The organism is Streptomyces oryzae (genome assembly GCF_017676365.1).
GTDB classification, from domain to species: Bacteria; Actinomycetota; Actinomycetes; order Streptomycetales; family Streptomycetaceae; genus Streptomyces; species Streptomyces oryzae.
In genome coordinates, this window is sequence record NZ_JADKMA010000120.1 from 1 (window position 1) to 22,286 (window position 22,286).

Here is a 22,286-nt window from a genome sequence, read left to right on the forward strand (position 1 = left end):
GGCCGGATCGGAGGAGCCGGGCGGGGCCGGGATACGGGAGGGAGGCCGGGAGCCGGGCCCGCGCCGCGCGGTGGTGTCCCGCTCGGGGCCGCTGAGGTCGGTGCCGCCGTGCGGGGGGCTTTGCTGGTCCTCCGCGGGGCCGGTGGGGACGGCGCCGCCGGTGTGGGGAGGCTGCTGCTGACCGGCGGCGGGCTGCCAGATTCCGGCGAGGACGACGGCGACGAACATCAGATACGCGCCGCAGGCCGTTCCGAGTGCCACGGCAATAGGCCGGAGCACCCTCCTTCGTTTACCTGAAAGTTCAATGAATATCGGGCGATTGCCCTGCTTGTGCTGCGTCGTACCGTGGGGGGTGTGATGCATGAAGGTTGAGTTTAGCCAGACCTATTCAGGCTTCAGCAAGACTTCCTCACCGCGCGTAGACGCAGTTGAGACAGTTGGCGATGAGACGGAAAAGCGCCGGGTGACCTGCGAGAGCCGCAGCGCTCCCGCCTGTTTGCGCCCGAAGGGAACCGATTCGGGCCGGCCTCCGTCTCATTCCGGGCCGCCGCATCGCGGTGAGCGGCGGAATGGCCGGAAAGGAGCTGGAAATCCCGCGGACACGGCCGTTTCACGACCAGCCGATATCTTGCCGACCGACCTCGTCGCGGATTCACCCTCGACCGTGCCCGAATAGCGAACGCGCGGCGGGATCAGCCCCTCTTTCCGCTGGTACGAACCTTTCCGCAGATCTCGGACGGCCGCAGTCGCCGTGCCCGCCACAGCAGCAGTGCGGGCAGGACGACTCCCAGCCCCAGAGCCAGCATCTGCGAGACGGCGGCGGCCGTGGAGAAGGGGTCGAGATGGAACGCGTGGTAGGCACAGTGCGGAGCCGTGAACACCAGATTCGCGGCAAGAGCCGTGCGCACCAGGCGGGACTCCATCGTCGTCGCCGCGACCGCGAGCACGAGGACGTACGCCAGGGTCGCGGCCCCGACGTCGCGCATCAGATGGTCGTTGAACGGCGGCAGCTCGGCCACCCACGGGAAGTCCTCGTAGAACACCTTGGGCAGCAGCAGCTGGGACACCCCGGCCGCTCCCTGAGTCACCGCCAGAAACAGCAGACCGGCCCACAGCACCCCGTCCCGCTGCGGCGGTGTACCTGTTGCGTCATCCATCGCTTCCTCCTCCTTCAGGCCGGGCACCCGGCCGTGTACCTGCGTGTATCTGAAGGAGGAACCGGTGAGCCTCCGCGAATGTGACAACAACAACCAGGGCGTCCGAGGCCGGACATCGAACCCCTCCGCCACCGCTCCCGTATCCATGGTCGATGCGGCACCCCGGCAGGAGATGCTTCGGTGCGGCATCGGGTCCTATGGGTGTCTAGAGGAAGGTCTCCCCCGAATGGTGTCGGACAGCAACGGAAGCAGGGCTGTCGGCTGGTTGGCCGGGGTCGTACTCGTGGCGGGCTGCGCGGGGGTCACGGGCTGCTCGAACGGCGAGGGCTCCACCGCGGAGCACAAGAACTCCGGCGCGGAGCACAAGAGCTCCAGCGCGGAGAAGACGCCGACCGCGAAGAGCTCGCCGTCCTCCCCGCGCTCGGCCTCCCGCCGGTCCAGTGCCGAGGGGGCGGTTGCCGCGTGGGTCACCGCCGTCGTCAAGGACCGTCCGCGAGAGGCGTGCCTGGTGATGGCGGACCCGGCCGAGGATTCCGCAGCCGCACGCGTCGGGACCCCGGCGACGTGCAACCGCAACACGCCCAAGGGGCGGCAAATGCTCGACAGCATCGGGAGGTTCCACGCCTCGTTCACGCCCAAGCACGCCACCGGCGACCCGAAGGTGCGCGTCGCCGAAGTGCAGGCCACCGGCGACAAGGCGGTGGTGCCTGCCGACAAGGTCGTCGTCGACGGACAGACTCTCGAGAAGGTGATCCTGTCCAACTCCACCGGACTCGAGCCTGGGCAGTTGGACGTCAAGATGGAGTCCACCAGGATCAAGGGCGCCTGGTATGTGACCAACCTCGACTTCAACGTCGGCTGACGCCGCGACGTAGACGATGTAGACGAGGCAGATGACGTCATCAGAGACCGGTCTCTGCTTCCGGAGCCTCGTTCAACGGCCCCAGAAGCAGAGACATCGGCGCACGCGCACCGCCTTGGGTGCCGGCCCGTGCCGTCACGACTGCTGGATGGCGCTCTTCACGCTCTCCAGGTCGTAGCCCACCTCCAACACCCCGTGAGCTATGGCGAGCAGCGCACAGACCGTCGCCTTCTGCCCTGGCTCACTGAGGCCTTCGACCAGGTCCTCCGCCTGCTTCGCGAACTTCCGCGCTGCCGCCAGATGCTCTTCCATGGGGCCTCCTGAACTCGGCGATGCGCCAGCCTGAGTGCGCATCGAGGACCAGCGTTTCTACCCGACTTGCGCGGACGCCGCGACGGCGGGAAGCCTGGACTTTGCAACAGTCGCGCAGCAGTCGGGACACGGCGCAGAGCACTCGGGACACACGGGGCGATAAGCCTCGTGCGTCAGCGGGCGTCGATCACCATCAGAGCCGTGTGGAGCGAGGTGCGGGACTCCGCGGATTCGAGGGAGACGCCCAGGATGCGTTCCAGAGTGCGCAGCCGGCTGTAGAGAGTGGGGCGGCTCAGACCCGTGCGGCGGGCGGTGTGTGTTTTGGAGCCGCCGCAGTCGAGGTGGGTGCGCAGCAGGGCGAGGAGGTTGTCGCCGGTTCGGGCGTCGTGGTCGAGGAGGCGGCCCAGTTCGGTCTCCGCGAACGCTTGGAGCCGGTGGTCGTCGCGGAGCAGGGCGACGACTCCGCGCAGCCGTACGTCGGTCGAGCGGTAGAGACGGTGTGCTTCGGGCATGGTCAGGCCGACATCCGCAACGTGTTCCGCCTCGGTGAGACCGTGTGCGGCACCGATGAGACCGGCGGAGTCGGGAGCGGTACCCGCCGCCCAGCCTTCGGTGCCGCTCCGGCCGGTCAGCCGCTCGCGCAGCCCCCTGCATATGGCGTCCAGGGTCCGGTCGGCTCCGTTGGGCAGGCAGGAAATGATGGCCGAGACGGTTCCCTCGCGGCGGATGGAGGCGATGGCGCTGCCGCCGACCGCGGTGGCCGACTGACGGACAGCTGCCAGCAGTTGCCGGTCGGCCTCGCCCTGGGTCAGTGCGTCGGTGCCGGGCCGCTGCGGAACGCGTACGGACAGCGGCGCGTACCGGCTGCCGGGGGTGAGGCCCAGGGCGGTCGCGCGGGCCCTGGCCTCGTCCTCCTCGGTGACGCGTCCGCTGAGCAGGTCGTCGAGGAGGCCGCCGAGCGCCTGGACGACGAGGGCGTCGCGCTCCTGCTGGATCATCCGGTGCAGTTGGAGGGACTGCGCGGCGCGTTCCAGGACCATCCGGGCGCGGGATGCGTCGGAGGCCGGGGCGGGCAGGACGAGGCGGCCCCACCGTTCGGAGCCGACGCCCACCGGGACGGCCGACCAGGCGGGGGCGCCCGGGTGCCCGTCCGCCGCGTCGTGGAGGCGGGAGCGCTCGGCCCACTGGTCCAGGAGGGCGGTTGTCGGGGTGTCCAGGGCGCAGAAGGCCAGCACATGGCGGCTGAGGTCTTCCAGGACCAGCGGGGCGCCCAGGGTCTGGGCAGCGCGCGTGACGATGTCCCTGGTGGAGGCCCGGGCGATGTTGAGCGAGGTGAAGACCTCGTGGGTGGTGCGGGCGAACTCCACCTCCTCGTACTGGTCGGCCACGATCAGCCGGTGCACCTGCTGGGTGACCTCGATGAACCGGATCCTGTCGGTAAGGGCCGCCACGGGCAGCGCGAGGGAGTCGGCGAGCGCTCCCAGTTCTTCCGGCACGGCTGTCAGGTGGGTGCCGAGCTCGACGACGAGGCCGGCGACACCTTGCGCGGCGAGCATGCTCAGGTAGTCCTCGGTCTTGGCTGCGCCGTCGGCCAGCGGGAGCCCGGTGGTCAGGACGAGTTCGCCGCCCTCCAGCAGGTCGGTGAGGTCGCGCAGATCGCTGATGTGCACCCAGCGGACCGGGCGGTCGAGGTGGTCGCGGCCGCCGAGGACGCGCGGCCGCCCTGTGGTCAGGGCTGACAGCTGGAGGACTTCCCGCACGGTCGGCTGCATTTACGCATCGTAAATAACCTTCGCCAAAGCTGTACAGACTGTCGGCGCTTGCCCTGGCAGCCTCACAGCTGCAGCCGTGGACGGGCCCCTGCCTGGGCGCCCTGGCCGCACGGCCCCTCGGGTGACGGCAGCCGGGGTCCACGGCTGGGTGTGCAGTGAGTGATCGAGCGAGAGCGAGGCGAGGCAGTGACCAGCGAGCTGACGCGTGTCGGGCATTGGGCCGGCAACAAGACGTTCCCGGGTACGAGCGGCCGGACCGCCCAGGTGACCAATCCGGCGACCGGCGCGGTGACGCGTGAGGTGGCGCTGGCGGATGTGGCGGACTCCCGCTTGGTGATCGAGGCGGCCGCTGACGCCTTCCCGGCCTGGCGGGACACCTCGCTCGCCAGGCGCGTCGCGGTCGTCTTCCGCTTCCGTGAACTCCTCAACCAGCGCAAGAACGAGCTCGCCGAGATCATCACCAGCGAGCACGGCAAGGTGCTGTCCGACGCGCTGGGCGAGGTCACCCGCGGCCAGGAGGTGGTGGAGTTCGCCTGCGGTATCCCGCACCTGCTCAAGGGCGGTTTCAGCGAGAACGCCTCGACCGAGGTGGATGTGCACTCGGTACGGCAGCCGCTTGGGGTGGTCGGCATCATCGCGCCGTTCAACTTCCCCGCGATGGTGCCCATGTGGTTCTTCCCCGTCGCCATCGCGGCCGGGAACACCGTCGTGCTCAAGCCGAGCGAGAAGGACCCGTCGGCCGCGCTGTGGCTGGCCGAGCTGTGGGCCGAGGCGGGGCTGCCCCCTGGCGTCTTCAATGTGCTGCAGGGCGACAAGACCGCCGTCGACGAGTTGCTGTCCCACCGGTCCGTCAAGGCCGTCAGCTTTGTCGGCTCCACCCCGATCGCCCAGTACGTCTACGCCACGGGCACCGCCAACGGCAAGCGGGTCCAGGCCCTCGGCGGCGCGAAGAACCACGCTGTCGTGCTGCCGGACGCCGACCTGGACCAGGCCGCCGACGCGATGGTCAACGCCGGGTTCGGCTCCGCGGGCGAGCGCTGTATGGCGATCTCGGCTGTGGTGGCGGTCGGTGACGTCGCCGACGAGCTGGTGGCGAAGATCGCCGAGCGGGCCCGGAACATCAGGACCGGCGACGGCACGCAGGGCTGCGACATGGGCCCGCTGGTGACCGCGGCACACCGCGACCGGGTCGCCTCCTACATCGACCGGGCCGAGCAGGACGGCGCGAGCCTGGTCGTGGACGGCCGTGAGGTGAGGGCCGAGGGCGGCAGGGACGGATTCTGGCTCGGCCCCACGCTGCTCGACCACGTCACCACTGGCATGAGCTGCTACACGGACGAGATCTTCGGGCCGGTCCTGTCCGTCCTGCGCGCCGAGTCCTACGACGATGCCCTCGAACTGATCAACTCCAACCCGTACGGCAACGGGACGGCGATCTTCACCAACGACGGCGGTGCGGCACGCCGCTTCCAGAACGAGGTCGAGGTCGGCATGGTCGGCATCAATGTGCCGATCCCGGTGCCGATGGCCTACTACAGCTTCGGCGGCTGGAAGAGCTCGCTGTTCGGGGACACCCACGCGCACGGCACCGAAGGGGTGCACTTCTTCACCCGCGGCAAGGTCGTCACCACCCGCTGGCGTGCCCCCAGCCAGGGCGGCCTCAACCTCGGCTTCCCGCAGAGCGTCTGAAGGAGACCACGGCTGTGACCCTCATCCACACCGAGCCCGAACAGCGCGCCGTGGCCCGCACCTACGAGCTCGACCGCCGCCACGTCTTCCACTCCTGGTCGGCCCAGGCCGAACTCGACCCGATGGTCGTCACCCGCGCCGAGGGCTCCTACATCTGGGACGGCGAAGGCAACCGGCTGCTCGACTTCTCCTCCCAGCTGGTGAACACCAACATCGGCCATCAGCACCCCTACGTCGTGGAGGCGATCGCCCACCAGGCCCGTACCCTGGCCACCGTCGCCCCGCAGCACGCCAACGACCAGCGCTCCGAAGCCGCCCGGCTGATCTGCGAACGCACCCCCGGCGACCTGAACCGGGTCTTCTTCACCAACGGCGGCGCCGACGCCAACGAGCACGCTGTCCGTATGGCCCGGCTGACCACCGGCCGCCCCAAGGTGTTGACCCGCTATCGCTCCTACCACGGCGGAACGCAGACCGCGATCAACCTGACCGGAGACCCGCGCCGCTGGCCCAACGACAACGCCGACTCCGGCGTGGTGCACTTCTTCGGGCCCTACCTCTACCGCAGCCACTTCGCCGCGCAGAGCGAAGCGGAGGAGTGCGGGCGCGCGCTCGCCCATCTCGAGCAGGTCATCGAGCTGGAGGGCCCGCAGACCGTCGCGGCCGTCCTGCTGGAGGCGATCCCCGGCACCGCCGGCATCATGCTTCCCCCACCGGGCTACCTCGCCGGAGTCCGTGAGCTGTGCGACCGGTACGGCATCCTGCTCATCGTCGACGAGGTCATGACCGGATTCGGCCGTACCGGCGCCTGGTTCGTCTGCGGCGACGAAGGCGTGGTCCCCGACCTGCTGACCTTCGCCAAGGGCGTCAACTCCGGCTACGTACCGCTGGGCGGCGTCGCCATCGGGGACCGCATCGCCGACCACTTCGCACACCGGCCGTATCCCGGCGGGCTCACCTACTCCGGCCATCCGCTGGCGTGCGCGGCAGCCGTGGCTGCGATCACCGTCATGGAGCGTGACGGCATCATCGGCAACGCCCGCCGTGTCGGCACCGAGGTGATCGGCCCCGAACTGGCCCGGCTCGCCGAACGGCACCCCGGCGTCGGCGAGGTGCGCGGGCGCGGCGTCTTCTGGGCCGTCGAGCTGGTCTCCGACCGGCGCACCCGGCAGCCCGTGGCGCCGACCGGCGGCAGCAGCCCGGTGATGGCCGAAGCCGTCCGCACCGCCAAACAGCTCGGGCTGCTCCCGTTCGCCAACTCCAACCGCATCCACCTCGTCCCGCCGTGCACCCTCACCGAGGCAGAGGCCCGCGAGGGCCTTGCCGTCCTCGACCAGGTCCTGCACCGCGTGGACGCCCTGGTCGACGGGGCCCGCGAGGACGACGGCCGCTAGACATCTCGCACCTTGTCCGGCACATGGTGTGCGGCCAGGCCCGGCCTGGCCGCACGTCTGGTCGCCCTACAGGTCGCCGAGAGTGTAGCCGTGCGGGAAGGGGTCGGTCTCGTCCAGGACGTACTGGCCGAATGCGGTGATCCAGCCGCGTCCGCTGATCGTCGGCAGCACGGCCTGATGGTCGCCGAGGGTGGTGGTGCCCAGGAGGGTGCCGGTGAAGGTGGTGCCGAGGACCGACTCGTGGACGAACGGGGTGTTCAGGGGGAGTTGGCCCCGGGCGTGCAGCGCCGCCATACGGCCGCAGGTGCCGGTACCGCACGGCGAGCGGTCGAGAGTGCCGGTCCAGGTGGCCGGGTCGGCCGGGTCCACCTCGCCGTTGGGCAGGACGACCGCGTTGCGGCCGGAGGCGCCAGGTGTCGGCGACGGCCCGTGGAGCATCGTCAGGGCGATCCGGTCGACGGCCGGGTTGAGCGGATGACTGACCGGGAACTGCTGCTGCGCCACGGCCCGCAGCACCGCTCCGGCACGGGCTATCTCCTTGGCCGCCGAGGGCTCCAGCGGGACACCGAGGTCCGTGGCGCGCGCCTGGACGTAGAACTGCCCGCCGAAGACGATGTCGGCCGGCACCGGCCCGTACTCCGGCAGTTCCAGCACGTGGTCCAGGGCGACGGCGAAGGCGGGCACGTTGGCGAACGTGACCTGGGCGGCTCTGCCCCCTTCGACGTCGACGCGGACCCGCACCAGGCCGACCGCGGTGTCAACGGTGAGCTCGGTGACCGGCGCCGTGACCGGAACCGCGCCCGTCTCCACCAGGGCGGTGACGGCACAGATCAGATTGGAGCCGGACATCGGCCGGAAGCCGCCCTGCTCCATGACGACCAGGCCGAAGTCGGCGGACGGGTCGGCCGGTGGCAGCACCAGCACGCCGCACAGGGCCGGATGGCCGCGCGGCTCGCGCAACAGGAGCCGCCGCAAGCCGTCCAGGTGTGCCTCGCAGTAGCGCAGCCGCTCGGCCATGGTGGCGCCCTTCACGTGCAGATGGCTGCCGACCAGCACCCGCCCCGGCTCGCCCGCGGCATGGACATCGATCGCGTCGATGCGGTACGTGTCCGAGTGCGCCGCCATCACGCGGTCGCCGCCGCGTCGTCGACGGTCTCCACCCCGGCGGCTTCCAGCAGGGTCCGGAGCTCCCGGCGGTGCTCCGGAGCCAGCGGCTGGACGGGACGGCGGGTGGGGCCCGCGCTCACGCCCACGAGCTCCACGCCGGTCTTGATGCCGCACGCGTAATTGTGGGATTCCAGGAACCGGCAGATCGGGAAGATCCTGCTCCACAGTTCGCGCCCGGCGTGCAGGTCGCCCCGGACTCCGAGCGCTTCGTACAGCTCGGCGCACAGCCGGGGGATCACGCCGGCGGTTCCCCACACGCCCGCCTGCGCGCCGCTCGCGAGGGCGGCGAAGGTGAGGGTGTCCCAGCCGTTGAGGGCGGTGATGTCCTGTGCGTGCAGCTCCTTGACGGCCGAGAACCAGGCGAAGTCGCCACCAGTGTCCTTGTACGAGGTGACCGCCGTCTCCCTGGCCAGCCTCGCCAGCTGTTCGGGGGTGAGCTGGACGCCGGTGGCGGACGGGATGTTGTAGTACATGATCGGGATGTCGACCGCGTCCGAGACCGCCCCGTAGTGGGCGAGCAGTTCCTCGAAGTCCGGCGCGTCGTAGAACGGCGGCACGATCATCACGGCCGCAGCCCCGGCTTTCTCGGCATGGACGCTCAACTCGACGGTCTCGCCCGTGCTGAGAGCACCGGTGCCTGCGACGACCGGCACGCGCCCGGCGGCGGCCTCGACGTACAGCTCGTTGGCCTGCTTGCGCTCGTCCAGCGTGAGCGTGGTGAACTCGCCTGTGCTGCCGCCGGGCACAAGGCCGTGTATGCCGCCGGAAATGATGTGCTCGGCCTGGCGCTTGACGCCCGCCGCGTCTACGGCGGAGGCGTCACCGGTCAAGGGGGTGACGACGGCGGTGAGGATGCCGGTGAAGGGCTCAGTGGTCATCGAGAGTTCTCCAGAGCGCAGGGGTCAGCGTTCGAACGGACCAGAGGGGCGGCGCACCCGCAGAGAGAGCGGCCACCGACAGCTAGGCGAAGCGGCGCGGCGAGACCGCCTCGGCGAGCGCTGGCAGACGGTGCCGGGTGATGGCCTCGGAGATGATCTCGGCGGTCGCCGGGGCCAGGGTCAGGCCGAGCATGCCGTGGCCGGAGGCGACGTAGACGTTGGGCAGCGGGTGGAGCCGGCCGATGACGGGCAGACCGTCCGGGGTCATGGGCCGCATCCCCGCCCAGGGGGCGGCCTCGCCCGGCGGGTTGTCCCAGCCGGTGAAGGCGTCGGCCGCGGCCCGCTTGATGGCTGCTACCCGGCGGGGGTCGATGTTCTCCTCCAGACCGCCGAACTCCATCGTTCCGGCCAGCCGCAGGAAGCCGCTCAGCGGGGTCACCGCGACCCGGGCGTCCTCCAGGGTGAGGGAGGTGCGCAGCTGCACGGGCGCCGGTGCGTAGTCGACGCTGTATCCCTTGCCTGGCCGGATGGGCAGCGGGACGCCCAGCCGCCGGCTCAGCCGTCCGGTCCACACCCCGGCCGCCAACAGGAGGGTGTCGCCGGTGAACTCGCCCTTGTCGGTCAGTACGCCGGTGACGGTGCCGCCCTGGCGCAGGAAGCGGCGTACCGGAGTGTGCTCATGGATCTCCACGCCCAAGTCCTGACAGCGCTTCAGCAGGCCGGCGGTGAGGGAGTCGGGCTCGACCTGCCGGTCGTCCGGGAAGAACAGGCCGTGCCGGGTCCGCGCGTTGAGCGCGGGCTCCCGCTCCTGGACGGCGTCCCCGTGCAGTTGCCCGGGCACCATGCCGAACCGCTCGAAGACATCGAGCCAGGCGCACTGTTCCTCGTACCGCTGGCGGGTCTCGAAGGCGAGCAGTACACCCTTCCGGTGCATCTCGAAGGAGATGCCGTCCCGGTTCCAGTCGTCGAGCAGGTCCGTGGTGCCCTCCGCCAGACGCAGGTGGGTCTCCAGGCCGTTGCGGAAGTCCCGCGCGGTGCAGTGCCGGGCCATGCTCAGCATGAACTTGACGAAGCCGGGCGCGAGTGAGGGCTTGACGTACAGCGGGCTGTCGGGCTTCAGCATCCACTTCAGGCCCTGAAGGACGACGCCGGGGGCCGGCACCGGACCGCTCTCCGCCAGGGCGATCTTGGCGGCGTTGCCGTGTGTGGCCGCGGAGCCCGGGCGCCGCGCATCGAGTACGAGCACGTCGCAGCCGCTCCTGGCCAGCCGGTAGGCACTCGCCAGGCCGACCGCACCGGCGCCCACAACAATGATCCGCATGGAGCCGTACACCTCCGGGAATCCGGGAATCCACCCAGGGCCTCCGCCTGGTGCGGAAGCCCTGAGCTGGGCGAACGAGCATTACAGCGCGTAGATCTGCCCGGTCTGCGCGCCCTCGACGGAGCGGACATACGCCTGTGCGACCTCGGCGAGACCGACCGGGGGCACACCCGGGAAGTAGTCCCCGTAGTCCTCCAGGCTCTCGGTGAACACCGTGGGGCTCACGGCGTTGATGCGCTGCGGCGCGATCTCGATGGCGGCAGCCCGCACGAACGCCTCCACGGCGCCGTTCGCCATGGCCGCCGCGCTGCCGGTGGGGATCGGTTCGTGGGCCAGTATGCCGGTGATCAGCGTGAAGGAGCCCCGTTCCGCGATACGGGGAACTCCCTGCCGCACCAGCTCGATCTGGCTGAGCACCTTGCCGTGGAAGGCCGACAGGTAGTCCTCGGGCAGCATCCCGGTGACGGGTTTGAACGGCACGTCGCCTGCGGTGCTGACCACCGCGTCGATCTGTCCGGCATGCGCGTAGACCTCGGCGACCTGCGCCGGGTCGGCGATGTCGTGCCGCAGGTCGCCGCCGCTGCGCCCCACGGTGAGAACTTCGTGTCCGCGGACGGACAGGGTCTTGCCGACGGCCGTACCGAGCGTGCCGGTGGCGCCGATGAGGAGAATCTTCATGGCCGCGACGCTAGGACCGGCTCGCAGCCCGAGGGAAATACCTTCTGCGGCGGACTTATGCTCAGGGGTTATGAATGTGGAGCTGCGGCATCTGCGGGCACTGACGGCGATCGGCGACGAGGGCACGATCACCGGCGCCGCAGCCGTGCTCCGCGTCAGCCAGCCCGCACTGTCGCGCACTCTGGAGCAGCTGGAGAGCCGCCTCGGCGTACGCCTCGTGGAGCGCACCACCCGCGCCCTCGACCTGACCGACGCCGGCCGACGGCTGTACGAGCGGGCCCACTCGATCCTTCACCAGCTGGACGACGCGCTGTCGGAGGCGGCGGCCGGAGTGCGGTCGCTGCGCATCGGCTTCGCCTGGTCGGCACTCGGCGAGCACACCGTGCCCCTGCTGCGCTCCTGGCGTGAGCGGTACCCCGACATCCCGCTGCGCGTACACCGCCCCGACGACCCGGAGGCGGCGCTCCGCCGCGGTGAGATCGACGCGGCGCTGCTGCGCACGGAGCCCGCACCGGGTGCCGACCTGGAAGTCCGGCCGCTGTACCGGGAGCGGCGCCTGGCCGCCCTCCCGGAGAGCGACGCACTGGCCGGTCGCCCGGCGGTACGCCTGGCCGAACTCGCCGACCGGCCGGTGGTGCTGTGCGCCACCTCCGCCACCACGGCCGACCTGTGGTCCGGAATTCCGCGGCCCCGCACATTCGAGGTGGCCAACGTGGACGAGTGGCTCACGGTCATCGCCACAGGAGAAGCGGTGGGCGTCACCGCCGAGAGCACCGAGCACAGCCACCCCCATCCCGGTGTCTGCTACCGGCCCTTGGCGGACGCACCTCCCGTGACGGTCCGGGTGGTCTGGCCCCGCACTCCCACCCATCCCGCCACCCGCACCTTCCTCGACCATCTGCGCCGTATGACCGTGCTCGGCAGCTCGGGTGGCCCTGGAGACCCTCGCCGCACGCGCGGTGGCTGACGACTCCGGCGGCACCCGACCGACGAACAGCTGGTCGAGGCCATCCGCGACGGCGATCCCGGACGCATCGCAGCCGAGGTGGAACGCCGTACGCGGTTGAGCGCCGACGAGTCGGTGGCGATGCTCGCCGAGCGCGACTGACGGACGGCGACCGCGCCGGGCGGTGTCCGGCGCGGGGCCGCCCCGGCGTCCGGTCAGCGGGCGGCGAGCAGCTCGAGCGTGTCGATCACGCGGTTGGAGAAGCCCCACTCGTTGTCGTACCAGGCGACCACCTTGACGTGGCGGCCGTCGACGCGGGTGAGGGCCGAGTCGAAGATGGAAGAGGCGGGGTTTCCTGTGATGTCGGACGAGACGAGCGGGTCGTCCGAGTACTCGAGGATGCCGGCGAGCGGCCCCTCCGCCGCGGTGCGGTACGCCGCCAGCACGTCGTCGCGCGTCACGTCGCGGGCGACGGTCGTGTTGAGCTCCACGATCGAGCCCACCGGCACCGGTACGCGGATCGAGTCGCCCGACAGCTTGCCGTCGAGCCTCGGCAGCACCAGGCCGATCGCCTTGGCGGCGCCGGTCGTGGTCGGCACGATGTTGACGCCTGCGGCCCGGGCACGGCGGGGGTCGCGGTGCGGACCGTCCTGCAGGTTCTGCTCCTGCGTATAGGCGTGCACCGTCGTCATGAACCCGTGCTCGATACCGGCGAGTTCGTCCAGGACCGCGGCCAGCGGCGCGAGCGCGTTGGTGGTGCAGGAGGCGTTCGAGACGATCGTGTGCAGGGCCGGGTCGTAGGCGTCGGTGTTGACCCCGAGCGCGAGCGTGACGTCGGCGCCGTCCGACGGCGCGCTGACGAGGACCTTCTTCGCGCCCGCGTCGAGGTGGGCGCGGGCGGCCTTCGCCGAGGTGAAGCGGCCGGTGGCCTCCAGGGCGATGTCGACGCCGAGTTCGGCCCACGGCAGCTGCGCCGGTTCGCGCTCGGCCAGCACCGTGATCCGGCGGCCGTCGACCACGAGCGCTTCACCGTCGACGGTCACCGGGCGCCCGAGCCGGCCCGCCGTGCTGTCGTAGGCGAGCAGCCGGGCGAGAGCGGCGGGCTCCGTCAGGTCGTTGACAGCGACGATCTCGAGGTCGCTGTCGCGCTCCAGCAGCGCGCGCAGCACATTGCGTCCGATGCGGCCGAACCCGTTGATGGCGATGCGAGTCATGAGTGATGTCCCTTCCTTTCACCCCCCAGGCTCGCCCGCGGCCGGCGCCGCTGACAGTGGCGGTATCGCCATGGTTCAAAAGGATCCCGCCAGCGGGCCGGGCAGAGTCACTCGCCCTGGGTGAAGGTGCGCCGGTATTCGCTCGGTGTGGTGCCGAGGATGCGCTGGAAGTGCAGCCGCAGGTTCGCGCCGGTGCCGAGCCCGACGTCGGCGGCGATCTGCTCGACGCTGCGCTGCGAGCGCTCCAGCAGTTCACGGGCCAGGTCGATGCGGGCGCGCATCACCCACTGCATCGGCGTGTAGCCGGTCTCCTCGACGAAGCGCCGGGAGAACGTACGCGGTGAGACCCCCGCCTGCCGCGCCAGTATGTCGAGGGTGAGTGGCTCGCCGAGCCGGTGCAGCGCCCACTCGCGGGTGGCGCCGAACCGCTCGCCGAGCGGCTCGGGGACGCTGCGCGGCACGTACTGGGCCTGACCGCCGCTGCGGTAGGGAGCCGCGACCAGACGCCGCGCCGCGTGGTTGGACGCGGCCACTCCGAGGTCGCCGCGCAGGATGTGCAGGCACAGGTCGATACCTGAGGCCGCGCCGGCCGAGGTGAGCACGCTGCCCTCGTCCACGAACAGCACGTTCTCATCGACATGGACGCGCGGATGCCTGGCCATGAGTGCCCGCGTGTAGTGCCAGTGCGTCGTGGCGCGCCTGCCGTCGAGCAGGCCGGTGGCCGCGAGCGCGAACGCGCCCGTGGAGATGGCGGCGAGCCGCGCACCCCGGTCGTGGGCCGCGATCAGCGCATCCACGACGGCCCGCGGCGGGTCGTCACGGTCCGGGAACCGGTAGCCGGGCACGAAGACGATGTCGGCCCACGCAACGGCGTCGAGGCCGTGGTCCACGTAGTACGCGAGGCCGTCGCCCCCGGTCACCAGCCCGGGTGCCGCCCCGCACACCCGCACCTCGTACGGCATGCTCGCGCGGGTCGTGAAAACCTGCGCGGGAATTCCGACATCGAGCGGCTTCGCACCCTCGAGCACCAGGACGGCGACACGATGCAGACGGGAGGCTGACACAGGAAGAGGCTACGCGGGACCTGACGCCGACACGCTCACCGCACGGGCGGACCGGGCGCTCGGCGCCATGGGAGGCCAGGGTCTCTGTCCGTGGGCAAGGGGAGACTGGCGGGATGAGCATTTGGTCATTCGTCGCAGCCGATGTGTCCGACGCCGCGCCCGTGTGGGTGGACGCGACGGGCGGGCCGCTGGTCGTCGTGCCCGTGTCCGCGCTGGCGGTGTGGAGCGGCTGCACGGAGAGCGGGGTCATGGCGGGAGACGCGACTGCTCCGGACGACTACGACCGGGCCTGCGCGGTGGACGGTCTGGCCGGTGCGGCAGCCGTAGGCAACGGCGGCGCGCAGGCGCTGGTGCTCGCGGACGAGCCGGCGAGCAGTTGCTACCTACCGGAGCACCGAGCGTTCCTGCGCCGGCTCGCCGCCGATTCCGCTGACGGGCTGACGGCCGCAGCGCAGACCGTCCTCGCGGACCCCGCAACCGAATGGGAGGAGTGCGGCTCATGGGTTTCGGACGGCCCCGGCGTGCTCATGGACTCCGCCGAGTCGGGCGCCGGACTGGACGCCGGGTATCCGGCCCGCGACGGGATGCCGGCTCACGCCCTGGTCCCGCTGCCCGCCGGCCGATGGCGGGTCCGCGCCACCCACACCAGGGCGGATGAGGTGAACTGGGTGGGTCTGGTCCGGATACTGCCCCTGGACACCTGACCGGAGGCCACCAGGGCGCGTCTCCCTGGGCCGCGCACCCTGCCCATCCCACCGACGCCGATCAGCAAGATCCGCCGGTCAACGAGCTCTAGTCGTCAACGCACTTGGGGTACTTCGAGCCGCGGTTGCAGTCGTGGTAGTCGTACTTGCTGACGCGGAACTTCTTCTTGCCGCCGCCCTTGGCGGGATCGACCACCAGGTAGAACTTCTTCCCGTCCTTGACCTTTTCGGTGACCCGGCCCTTGGGGCCTGGGTCGAAATCCTGCGCGCACCCCGTGAGCGCGAGGGCCATAACGGCGAAGAGGGCAAGGGCAAGGCGACGCATGTCGTGCTCCGATCAACTTGGTGACCACCACCTTAAACCGGCCATGATCAGCCCCCGGCGGGGGTCCGGGCCGAGAGCCGGAGGGCCCAGGCCATGCAGGCGAAGGCGGCGGTGGAGGACAGGGCGCGAACGAGGTTCCACCGGACCCACGTGGTCTCGAAGGCAGCTCTGACGGCGCCGAGGTCGGAGGTCCCGCCTGGTGAACCGGCCGCGGCGAGGCGGTTGTTGAGCGGGACGTTGACCACGCCGGTGATCACCAGAACGGCCAGCTGGAAGACGGCTGCCGCGCTGATCCACAGCAGCATGGTACGGCTGCCGCCGCCCCCCAGTTCGAGTGCGCCGGCGGCCACGATCAGAACCACGGAGCCCAGGAAGGAGAGCATGAACCAGCCATTGAGAATGGCCACGTTGATCCGCTGCATCACCTCGACGAAACTCCGGTCGTCAGCGCGGGCCAGCCCCGGCATCACCGAGCAGGCATAGGAGTAGAAGAGCCCGGCACCGAGTCCGGTGGTGAGCGTCGCCCCGAGCAGGACGGCAGTGCGAAGAGCCGGCATCCCAGCAACCCCCGTTCGATCTGTCCTGCCGGCAGTCAACCGGCCGGCCGGGCGTCGGGACATGGCCCGGACACTCGGCCGCATACGCGGACGTCCAGCGCGCCCAGGGCCACCAAGCCTGCGCACCGAGCAATACCGCACACGCGGTACGTTGCCGCCGCCTGCGGCGTCCGCAGCAAGAGGGTGCACCGTCCGCGGCAGCGCGAAGTGCCTGCGGCCGCTGGACGACCGGTGGCGGGTCCGAGCGCGACGATCAGGGACATCAGCCGCACGAGCACGGCGTCAATCGCACGAGGACGGCGTCAGCCGCACGAAACGGCATCAGCCGCACATGAAGACTGCGGCCGCACGGAGAAGACGCCGGCTGCAAGGAACGAAGGAGCGCCCCATGTCAGTTGGCGGATTTGTGCCCACCGCCGCCGGAACCGCAGGCGTCTACGCCATGAGCGCAGGACGGCTCGGGGCGATCGTCGCCGCGCTGGTGGCGCTGGCCGGTGTGGTCGTCGGCGGGCTGGTCCTCGCCCGCGCCTCCGGCCGCATCGGCACCTTGTCCAGGCGGAGCGGGGCAATCGTCGCCCTCGTGACGGGGCTGGCCGGCGCGGCCCTGGGTGGAGTGGTCGCGGCCACCGCCTCCGGCGGCCTCGGCACCGGCAACGGGCTGGGAGGGGCCTTCGTGGCACTGGTCGTGGGGCTGGCCGCCATGACCCTCGGTGGGCTGGCTCTGGCCCGCTCCCGCCGCACCGGCTGACCGGCCGGTCCGCGCGGTGGCCGGAGCCGGCGCGCCGCTCAGTTCTGCGGGGCGGCCGGCAGGGGCTCGGCCGGCAGGGGGTGGGTCCGGTGCAGCCAGGCCGCAAGGCCGGGAGGGGCGCACTCGGTGGTCACCTCCGCGTACCGGCGCAGCTCCCGCTCGGTGAGGACGTCCTTCCACTGGCCGGACGAGCCACGGTGGAAGAAGTCACGGGGGTTGCGCCACAGGGCCATCCCGGCCTCGGGGACGAGTTGCCCTGCCCGGCCGCGCATCGCCTCGAAGGTCGCCGCCCGCACCAGGCCGGGAAAGCTCTCCTCGTCCACCGCGATACCGAGCCGCCGTGCGAGGCCGCGCATGCTCCCCGCGAGATCGGACTTGAGGTCGTCATAGTGCAGCAGCACCACGTTGGCGAGCTCCTGGGCATCCCAGAACGTCCGCAAGTGGTGCAGCGTGTAGCGCAGGCTCGCCGGGGCCTGGGTCACCGGGGCCGGGTTCTCGACCCAGCGCCGGAAGCCTTCGGCGCCCGGTTCGGCACCTTCCCTCACCCGCCGGGCCACGTCCTCGGCCGCCTGCTCACCGCCCGACGCCGCGCGGGCGCGGGCAACGGCGGCCGGGTCGATGTTGGCCATGTGGTGCTGGATCGACAGGCTGACGTCGCGGGGGTCGCGGCCCACGCACACATACGTCACGCGCTCGTCGTACGGGAGCCCGTCCATCGGGGTGTGGGACTTGATGAACCGGCGGTGCGACTGCGCCTCCAGCGCGGCCATCACCTCGTCGCGGTCCCGGTAGAGCGTGTCCAGCCAGGGCGACATGCTGGTCAGCTCGCAAGGGAACTCGGCGGTGCCGTGGACGAGCAGGGCGCAGATCATCTGCATCCATGTGGTGCCGCACTTGGGCGGCGTACTGATCACGATGTCGCCGTCGCGGAACCGAAAGCCCTGCCACCGGGCGCTGTCGAGAACCGGGGAGCGGTACCGCACCACGGGACGACCGCCGACTGCTGTTTCCCTCACCGGGTTTCCCTCGCCGGATCCAAGGTCCAACTCCCCCCTCGTCCGCGCCCACGCAGCCGCCGGCACGCCGCGCGAGCCCGGCGTCGAATTGGTGACCGGACACGCACTCTGGCATCATAGGCAACCGGAACCTCGCTCCGGAAAGCGTACGGAGTGTCGTTCCGATTTGGCAAGCCCGGGTCGGTACGGGCCCGGTGGTGGAGGGAGCGGCGCGGTGCAGGCCAGGGAGGACGGCGCGGGGCAGGCGGCCCGGTCCAAACGGGCGGACGCCCGACGCAACGAGGAGACGCTGCTCGACGCGGCTGCCGCGGTCTTCGTCGCGTCAGGCGTGGAGGCGCCGGTGCGCGACATCGCGGCCGAGGCAGGTGTGGGGGTGGGCACCATCTACCGGCACTTCCCCACTCGCGCAGACCTCATCGTCGCCGTCTACCGGCACCAGGTCGAAGCCTGCGCCGAGGCCGGTCCAGCCCTGCTGGCGAGCAGCGCAACGCCTTACGCGGCGCTGGGGCAATGGGTCGACCAGTTCGTCGACTTCCTGGTCACCAAGCACGGGCTCGCCGCCGTACTGCAGCCCGAGAACACCGGCTTCGACACCCTGCACGCCTACTTCCTCGACCGCCTCGTACCTGTGTGCACCCAACTGCTCGACGCGGCAGCCGCTTCCGGCGAGATCCGGCCCGGCCTGGACGCCTACGAACTCATGCGCGGCGTCGGCAACCTCTGCATCGGCGCGGACAGCGACCCCCGCTACAACGCGCGCCACCTGGTCGAGCTCCTCATCGCCGGACTCCGCCGACCGGACTGAACCGGGCGACTGTCGCGCCGGGAATCGACCGTCACTTGTGCGGGACAACCGCGACAGGGGCGCGGGAGTGATGCATGACGGCGTGCGCGACCGGCCCGACCAGGGGGCCGAGACGCGACGTGTGCTCCCGCCGGCCGACCACCAGCAAAACCCCGCCCTGGGCAGCTTCCACCAGCAACGCAGCAGGCTGTTCGAGTACCGCCCGCGCATCCACCTGCACCTCGGGGAACCTCTCGCTCCACGGCCGCACCGTCTCCGCCAGGGCGTCGGCGCGTTCGTTCAGCACGTCCTCCAGCGCGAGAACGGCCAAGGGCATGGGGCGCGCCCCGTAGTAGGGGCGCGGTTCCCAGCCGTGCCGGATCACCAGCGGCACCGACCGCCGCCGGGCCGCCTCGAAAGCGAAATCCAGCAACTCGTCGCACGGATACCGGATGTCCACGCCGACGACGATGCGCTCGTACGGCATGTCGGTCGCCTCGGCCCGTACGAGCACGACAGGGCACTGTGCGTGAGCGACAAGGCGCAGGGCGACGGATCCGACCAGAAAGCCCCCGAGGCTGCTGAGCCCGCGGGACCCGGTGACCAGCAGTTCCGACGTACGGGAAAACTCCGTGAGCGCCCAGGCCGGCTCCGCCACGGCCGCCTTCGTACTGATGTCCAAGCCGGGAAAGTGGTCCGCCAGTTCGGCAGCCGCGTCGCGGACGAACTGTTCGGCGTCGCGCCGTGCCGTATCGCTCTCGTCCGGGGCGACCATCCGGTCCAGCGTGCTCTCCTCGGCCTGCACATGGACGAGCTGGAGCGAGGATTCACGTGCGATGGCCTCACGGGCCGCCCAGTGGGCCGCGGCTGTGCTTTCCGGGGTGCCATCGACCCCCGCTGTGACGACCTGAGCCATGTCGCGCTCCCTTGCGAACGAGCCTCCTTACGGAGTGATCTCCAGGACATCCCGTGCGGCACGGCGGGGCGTGCGGGCGCCCATCGGGCCGTAGCCCAGGCGCAGGATCATCTGCACGGGACCCGCGCCGCGCACCGGGTCGCGCAGCAGCCAGCGCAGATGAGAGCGCTCCAGGGCCTGGGTGGCGAACGAGCTGGCGACTCCCTCACGCGTCGCCAGCAGCAGCACCCGCTCCATGGCCTGCCCGGCGGCCAGCCACTCCCCGGGATCGTCGTCCTGCGTCGATACCACCGCGAGCTGCGGCGTGCGCTCGAAGGCCGCGGCGCCCCGGTCGGTGACCGCATGGCCGCGAGCGAAGTCGCGCACCGGTGCCCGCCCCTCCCGCTTCCGCGCTCCCAGGCTGTACTCGGGGATACCGTCCGGTGCGGTGTCCGACTCCGCCGTACCCGTACGCACCCACTTGCGCTCGTCCGGGTCACCGGTGTACGCCGAGTCGGACTCGGCCTCCTCGATGACATCGAGGAGGAGCGCGAGGTGCCACCCGGTGGGGAAGCTCAGCATCGCCCCTTCGGCCTGCGCCTGCCCGCTCAGCCGCTGCCGCAGCCGGTCGGGAAGCGGCTCCTCCGCGTACGGATACCGGCTGGTGTGCCGCTGCCCGATCATCTCGTACAGCCCCGCGAGGTCGTGATCGATCTCGTGCGGCGCCGCCTCCCGGAGCCGCACAGTCGCCACCGGCTCCGAGGCATCCCGCTCGCCGGAGACGGAGACCTCCGGGCACAGACCGGCATGCCAGGCCGCCACCCGCAGATTCAGCAGTGCGGCCCCGCAGCCGATCCGCAGCGCCCTGCCCTCCGGATCAGCCGTCGGCATCGCCCGCAACGGATCGGCGTACAGATCGATGGTCCGGTCCCGGCGGTGATACAGGAACCGCCATGGCTGGGCGTTGTGCATCGACGGAGCCGCGACCGCGTCGCCGACCAGCTCCGTCACCGTCGTGTCATTGATGACCGCCGCCGACATCGCTCACCTCCTCACCCCCCTCCAGCGTGCCCCCTCACCCGGTCGGCGGCCACCGCGCCGTACAACGCCGTGCAGGGAAGGCCGGCAGCGGGTTCACTCCTTATGAGGGCAAGGACAGCGCAGGCGGAACCGTGACACGGAGGCTGAGGCGCGCATGGCGGGCACGATCACAGTGGGTTTCGACGGCTCGGCGGAGAGCCAGGCAGCCGTCGACTGGGCCGCGCTGGAGGCTGAGCGACGCGGCCTGCCCCTCCGGCTGGTACACGTCTGGCACTGGCAGCCCCACAGGTTCAGCACCGATCCCGACAAGGAACACGAGTGGATCGAGCACATGCCCCGGCGCGCAGCGGACCGGGTGACGGAACGCCATCCCGACCTGGAGATCGAACGGCTGAGCGTGCCAGGAGTGCCCGCCGATGTGCTGATCGACCTGGCGGAGGAATCACCCCTCCTGGTGCTGGGCTCCCGGGCTCTCGGCCGGACCACCGGGTTCCTCCTGGGCTCCGTCGGACAGGAGGTCACGGCGCGAGCCAAGGGTCCAGTCGTCCTCGTACGCGCCACCTACGCGGACGAGGAGGTGCGGGAGGACCAGGCACCTCCGGCGCACCCGCCTGCCGGTCCCGTCGTGGTGGGGCTCGACCTGGTCCAGCCCAGCAGGACGGTTCTGCAGTACGCCTTCGAGGCCGCCGCGCTGCGAGGGGCGACCCTGCGGGCGATCCACGTGTGGAAGCTGCCGCCTGTCTTCACCTACGGCCCGCGAATGGTCGACCAGCACGAACGGACCGAGATCGGGCAACGGGAGCACCAGCTGCTCGCGACGGCTCTCCTCCCCTGGCGCGAGCAGTACCCACAGGTCACGGTGGACGAGCGGGCGGCGCCGGGGAACGCGGCACGGAGCCTGATCGAATGGTCCGACGACGCTTCGCTGCTCGTGGTCGGCCGACGCACCCGGCGCCCGGCGCTCGGCCCCCGCCTGGGGCCCGTCACCCAGGCGGCCCTCCACCATGCGACGCCCCCGGTGGCAGTCGTCCCGCATACGTAGGGCTTGTGGCCCGTCGCGCAGTTCCCCGCGCCCGTGACGGGGCGTGCCTCCTCAGTCCTTGCTCGCCGCGTTCCAGGTCATCCCCCAGCCGTACTCGAGGTCCACGGCCTGCTGCTTGAGGATTCCGGGCTGCAGCACGATGTACTTCGCCTCCCGGCGGACGATCAGTTCGCCGCCCACGTTCTCGATCAGCGCGATCGCGGCGACCGGCGCGGGCACGGTGCACTCGTCCAGGTGCATCTCGATGGGCGGGCCGGTCAGCGGATACAGCGTGGCGACCCCGTCAAGGCCCGCGAAGTTCGACGCCCCGGAGTAGATGACCACGAACACCAGCAGACGCTTGATCTCGGCAGCGTGATCAAGGTTGATCACCAGGTTCTCACCCGTCGCGCTCGATCCGGTCCTGTCGTCCTGGTCCAGCCGGACGTAGGGCGGCTGGTCGAACGAGCCGAACCGGTTGTTGATGGGGTGGACGATCCCCTTTTCCCCGTTCTGCAGTTCCCACAGACAGGACAGGTCCAGGTCGACGTTCTCCAGCCGGACGGCGCCCTTGCCCTTCTTCATCCAGCCGCGCGCCGGCCTGCGCGCGCTCCACGTGAGATTGACCCGCATCGCTCCCGAGGTGGCGCCCTGCTTGGTCAGCGACACCGCGGGCGCCGCCTTCGTCAACGTGATCTTCGACAGCCGCACCGGCTGCGCGGGCGGGGCTGCGGGGGAAGC

At 70.9% G+C, this 22,286-nt stretch carries 23 protein-coding genes and 1 pseudogene; 8 read left to right on the forward strand and 16 right to left on the reverse strand.

All coding sequences use genetic code 11. The features are described 5' to 3' along the window. Window positions 1-261, reverse strand: a pseudogene (locus ITI46_RS21810) (hypothetical protein); the annotation flags it as partial. 431 nt (window positions 262-692) lie between these two features. Then, the gene (locus tag ITI46_RS21815; protein WP_209241391.1) at window positions 693-1,157 is read right to left on the reverse strand and encodes a hypothetical protein; all 465 of its coding nucleotides are present in this window, start codon (window positions 1,155-1,157) and stop codon (window positions 693-695) included. 226 nt (window positions 1,158-1,383) lie between these two features. Between ITI46_RS21815 and ITI46_RS21820 the strand changes: the two genes are divergently transcribed. Further along, entirely contained in the window at window positions 1,384-2,019 is a 636-nt protein-coding gene (locus ITI46_RS21820; RefSeq protein WP_209241392.1) for a hypothetical protein, read from the forward strand. Window positions 2,020-2,154: 135 nt separating this feature from the next. Here the strand turns inward: ITI46_RS21820 and ITI46_RS21825 are convergent, their stop codons facing one another. Continuing rightward, on the reverse strand, window positions 2,155-2,331 hold the full coding sequence (locus ITI46_RS21825; RefSeq protein ID WP_209241393.1) for a hypothetical protein: 177 nt from the start codon (window positions 2,329-2,331) through the stop codon (window positions 2,155-2,157). Between the two features lie 173 nt (window positions 2,332-2,504). Next, window positions 2,505-4,103 carry a PucR family transcriptional regulator gene (locus tag ITI46_RS21830; RefSeq protein ID WP_209241394.1) on the reverse strand — a complete coding sequence of 533 codons (1,599 nt, stop codon included), beginning with the start codon at window positions 4,101-4,103 and terminating at the stop codon, window positions 2,505-2,507. A 186-nt stretch (window positions 4,104-4,289) separates the two neighbouring features. On the opposite strand from ITI46_RS21830, the gene ITI46_RS21835 reads away from it, so the two are divergent. Together ITI46_RS21835 and ITI46_RS21840 are read left to right on the forward strand one after the other, a co-directional pair. Beyond that, window positions 4,290-5,792 (forward strand): CoA-acylating methylmalonate-semialdehyde dehydrogenase, encoded by a 1,503-nt coding sequence (locus ITI46_RS21835; protein WP_307808269.1) that lies wholly within the window; start codon window positions 4,290-4,292, stop codon window positions 5,790-5,792. 14 nt (window positions 5,793-5,806) lie between these two features. After that, window positions 5,807-7,186 (forward strand): aspartate aminotransferase family protein, encoded by a 1,380-nt coding sequence (locus ITI46_RS21840; protein ID WP_209241395.1) that lies wholly within the window; start codon window positions 5,807-5,809, stop codon window positions 7,184-7,186. A 66-nt stretch (window positions 7,187-7,252) separates the two neighbouring features. Here the strand turns inward: ITI46_RS21840 and ITI46_RS21845 are convergent, their stop codons facing one another. The 4 genes from ITI46_RS21845 to ITI46_RS21860 form a co-directional block, all read right to left on the reverse strand. Beyond that, window positions 7,253-8,311, reverse strand: a complete 1,059-nt coding sequence (locus tag ITI46_RS21845) for a proline racemase family protein (protein WP_209241396.1) — start codon at window positions 8,309-8,311, stop codon at window positions 7,253-7,255. Continuing rightward, window positions 8,311-9,231 carry a dihydrodipicolinate synthase family protein gene (locus ITI46_RS21850; RefSeq protein ID WP_209241397.1) on the reverse strand — a complete coding sequence of 307 codons (921 nt, stop codon included), beginning with the start codon at window positions 9,229-9,231 and terminating at the stop codon, window positions 8,311-8,313. The genes ITI46_RS21845 and ITI46_RS21850 overlap by 1 nt, the downstream gene beginning before the upstream one ends. Window positions 9,232-9,313: 82 nt before the next feature. Beyond that, window positions 9,314-10,552 carry an NAD(P)/FAD-dependent oxidoreductase gene (locus ITI46_RS21855; RefSeq protein ID WP_209241398.1) on the reverse strand — a complete coding sequence of 413 codons (1,239 nt, stop codon included), beginning with the start codon at window positions 10,550-10,552 and terminating at the stop codon, window positions 9,314-9,316. 81 nt (window positions 10,553-10,633) lie between these two features. Continuing rightward, entirely contained in the window at window positions 10,634-11,230 is a 597-nt protein-coding gene (locus ITI46_RS21860) for a short chain dehydrogenase (RefSeq protein ID WP_209241399.1), read from the reverse strand. 70 nt (window positions 11,231-11,300) lie between these two features. On the opposite strand from ITI46_RS21860, the gene ITI46_RS21865 reads away from it, so the two are divergent. Then, window positions 11,301-12,197, forward strand: a complete 897-nt coding sequence (locus ITI46_RS21865) for a LysR family transcriptional regulator (protein ID WP_209241400.1) — start codon at window positions 11,301-11,303, stop codon at window positions 12,195-12,197. A gap of 194 nt (window positions 12,198-12,391) precedes the next feature. On the opposite strand, the gene gap is transcribed toward ITI46_RS21865, so the two are convergent. Next, window positions 12,392-13,390, reverse strand: coding sequence for a type I glyceraldehyde-3-phosphate dehydrogenase (gap, locus tag ITI46_RS21870; RefSeq protein ID WP_209241401.1), 999 nt, complete (start codon window positions 13,388-13,390; stop codon window positions 12,392-12,394). Between the two features lie 107 nt (window positions 13,391-13,497). After that, on the reverse strand, window positions 13,498-14,454 hold the full coding sequence (locus ITI46_RS21875; RefSeq protein ID WP_209241402.1) for a GlxA family transcriptional regulator: 957 nt from the start codon (window positions 14,452-14,454) through the stop codon (window positions 13,498-13,500). A 113-nt stretch (window positions 14,455-14,567) separates the two neighbouring features. Here ITI46_RS21875 and ITI46_RS21880 point away from each other — a divergent pair, with 113 nt between their 5' ends. After that, window positions 14,568-15,158 carry an Imm21 family immunity protein gene (locus tag ITI46_RS21880; protein WP_209241403.1) on the forward strand — a complete coding sequence of 197 codons (591 nt, stop codon included), beginning with the start codon at window positions 14,568-14,570 and terminating at the stop codon, window positions 15,156-15,158. An 88-nt stretch (window positions 15,159-15,246) separates the two neighbouring features. Here the strand turns inward: ITI46_RS21880 and ITI46_RS21885 are convergent, their stop codons facing one another. Together ITI46_RS21885 and ITI46_RS21890 are read right to left on the reverse strand one after the other, a co-directional pair. Next, a complete protein-coding gene (locus ITI46_RS21885) occupies window positions 15,247-15,483 on the reverse strand; it encodes a hypothetical protein (RefSeq protein WP_209241404.1) in 237 nt (78 codons plus the stop codon). A 47-nt stretch (window positions 15,484-15,530) separates the two neighbouring features. Next, window positions 15,531-16,040, reverse strand: a complete 510-nt coding sequence (locus tag ITI46_RS21890; protein WP_209241405.1) for an anthrone oxygenase family protein — start codon at window positions 16,038-16,040, stop codon at window positions 15,531-15,533. A 388-nt stretch (window positions 16,041-16,428) separates the two neighbouring features. Between ITI46_RS21890 and ITI46_RS21895 the strand changes: the two genes are divergently transcribed. Continuing rightward, on the forward strand, window positions 16,429-16,788 hold the full coding sequence (locus ITI46_RS21895) for a DUF6223 family protein (RefSeq protein ID WP_209241406.1): 360 nt from the start codon (window positions 16,429-16,431) through the stop codon (window positions 16,786-16,788). A gap of 38 nt (window positions 16,789-16,826) precedes the next feature. Here the strand turns inward: ITI46_RS21895 and ITI46_RS21900 are convergent, their stop codons facing one another. Then, entirely contained in the window at window positions 16,827-17,804 is a 978-nt protein-coding gene (locus tag ITI46_RS21900) for a sulfotransferase domain-containing protein (RefSeq protein WP_209241407.1), read from the reverse strand. A 214-nt stretch (window positions 17,805-18,018) separates the two neighbouring features. On the opposite strand from ITI46_RS21900, the gene ITI46_RS21905 reads away from it, so the two are divergent. Next, window positions 18,019-18,609, forward strand: coding sequence for a TetR/AcrR family transcriptional regulator (locus tag ITI46_RS21905; RefSeq protein WP_209241408.1), 591 nt, complete (start codon window positions 18,019-18,021; stop codon window positions 18,607-18,609). Window positions 18,610-18,640: 31 nt separating this feature from the next. Here ITI46_RS21905 and ITI46_RS21910 read toward each other — a convergent pair whose 3' ends face one another. Further along, window positions 18,641-19,504 (reverse strand): universal stress protein, encoded by an 864-nt coding sequence (locus ITI46_RS21910; protein ID WP_209241409.1) that lies wholly within the window; start codon window positions 19,502-19,504, stop codon window positions 18,641-18,643. A 27-nt stretch (window positions 19,505-19,531) separates the two neighbouring features. Continuing rightward, entirely contained in the window at window positions 19,532-20,524 is a 993-nt protein-coding gene (locus ITI46_RS21915) for an Acg family FMN-binding oxidoreductase (protein ID WP_209241410.1), read from the reverse strand. Window positions 20,525-20,678: 154 nt separating this feature from the next. On the opposite strand from ITI46_RS21915, the gene ITI46_RS21920 reads away from it, so the two are divergent. Next, window positions 20,679-21,566, forward strand: coding sequence for a universal stress protein (locus ITI46_RS21920; protein ID WP_209241411.1), 888 nt, complete (start codon window positions 20,679-20,681; stop codon window positions 21,564-21,566). A 51-nt stretch (window positions 21,567-21,617) separates the two neighbouring features. On the opposite strand, the gene ITI46_RS21925 is transcribed toward ITI46_RS21920, so the two are convergent. Further along, the coding region (locus ITI46_RS21925) for a TerD family protein (RefSeq protein ID WP_443742836.1) at window positions 21,618-22,286 on the reverse strand (669 nt) is incomplete at its 5' end.

What these genes read in the sequence shown, in the direction of transcription:
- gap (WP_209241401.1), bottom strand. Translation starts at nt 13,390, where the DNA reads ATGACTCGCATCGCCATCAACGGGTTCGGCCGCATCGGACGCAATGTG.
- ITI46_RS21850 (WP_209241397.1), bottom strand. Translation starts at nt 9,231, where the DNA reads ATGACCACTGAGCCCTTCACCGGCATCCTCACCGCCGTCGTCACCCCC.
- ITI46_RS21830 (WP_209241394.1), bottom strand. Translation starts at nt 4,103, where the DNA reads ATGCAGCCGACCGTGCGGGAAGTCCTCCAGCTGTCAGCCCTGACCACA.
- ITI46_RS21895 (WP_209241406.1), top strand. Translation starts at nt 16,429, where the DNA reads ATGTCAGTTGGCGGATTTGTGCCCACCGCCGCCGGAACCGCAGGCGTC.
- ITI46_RS21890 (WP_209241405.1), bottom strand. Translation starts at nt 16,040, where the DNA reads ATGCCGGCTCTTCGCACTGCCGTCCTGCTCGGGGCGACGCTCACCACC.
- ITI46_RS21910 (WP_209241409.1), bottom strand. Translation starts at nt 19,504, where the DNA reads ATGGCTCAGGTCGTCACAGCGGGGGTCGATGGCACCCCGGAAAGCACA.
- ITI46_RS21860 (WP_209241399.1), bottom strand. Translation starts at nt 11,230, where the DNA reads ATGAAGATTCTCCTCATCGGCGCCACCGGCACGCTCGGTACGGCCGTC.
- ITI46_RS21815 (WP_209241391.1), bottom strand. Translation starts at nt 1,157, where the DNA reads ATGGATGACGCAACAGGTACACCGCCGCAGCGGGACGGGGTGCTGTGG.
- ITI46_RS21915 (WP_209241410.1), bottom strand. Translation starts at nt 20,524, where the DNA reads ATGTCGGCGGCGGTCATCAATGACACGACGGTGACGGAGCTGGTCGGC.
- ITI46_RS21880 (WP_209241403.1), top strand. Translation starts at nt 14,568, where the DNA reads ATGAGCATTTGGTCATTCGTCGCAGCCGATGTGTCCGACGCCGCGCCC.
- ITI46_RS21820 (WP_209241392.1), top strand. Translation starts at nt 1,384, where the DNA reads ATGGTGTCGGACAGCAACGGAAGCAGGGCTGTCGGCTGGTTGGCCGGG.
- ITI46_RS21920 (WP_209241411.1), top strand. Translation starts at nt 20,679, where the DNA reads ATGGCGGGCACGATCACAGTGGGTTTCGACGGCTCGGCGGAGAGCCAG.
- ITI46_RS21855 (WP_209241398.1), bottom strand. Translation starts at nt 10,552, where the DNA reads ATGCGGATCATTGTTGTGGGCGCCGGTGCGGTCGGCCTGGCGAGTGCC.
- ITI46_RS21825 (WP_209241393.1), bottom strand. Translation starts at nt 2,331, where the DNA reads ATGGAAGAGCATCTGGCGGCAGCGCGGAAGTTCGCGAAGCAGGCGGAG.
- ITI46_RS21865 (WP_209241400.1), top strand. Translation starts at nt 11,301, where the DNA reads ATGAATGTGGAGCTGCGGCATCTGCGGGCACTGACGGCGATCGGCGAC.
- ITI46_RS21845 (WP_209241396.1), bottom strand. Translation starts at nt 8,311, where the DNA reads ATGGCGGCGCACTCGGACACGTACCGCATCGACGCGATCGATGTCCAT.
- ITI46_RS21885 (WP_209241404.1), bottom strand. Translation starts at nt 15,483, where the DNA reads ATGCGTCGCCTTGCCCTTGCCCTCTTCGCCGTTATGGCCCTCGCGCTC.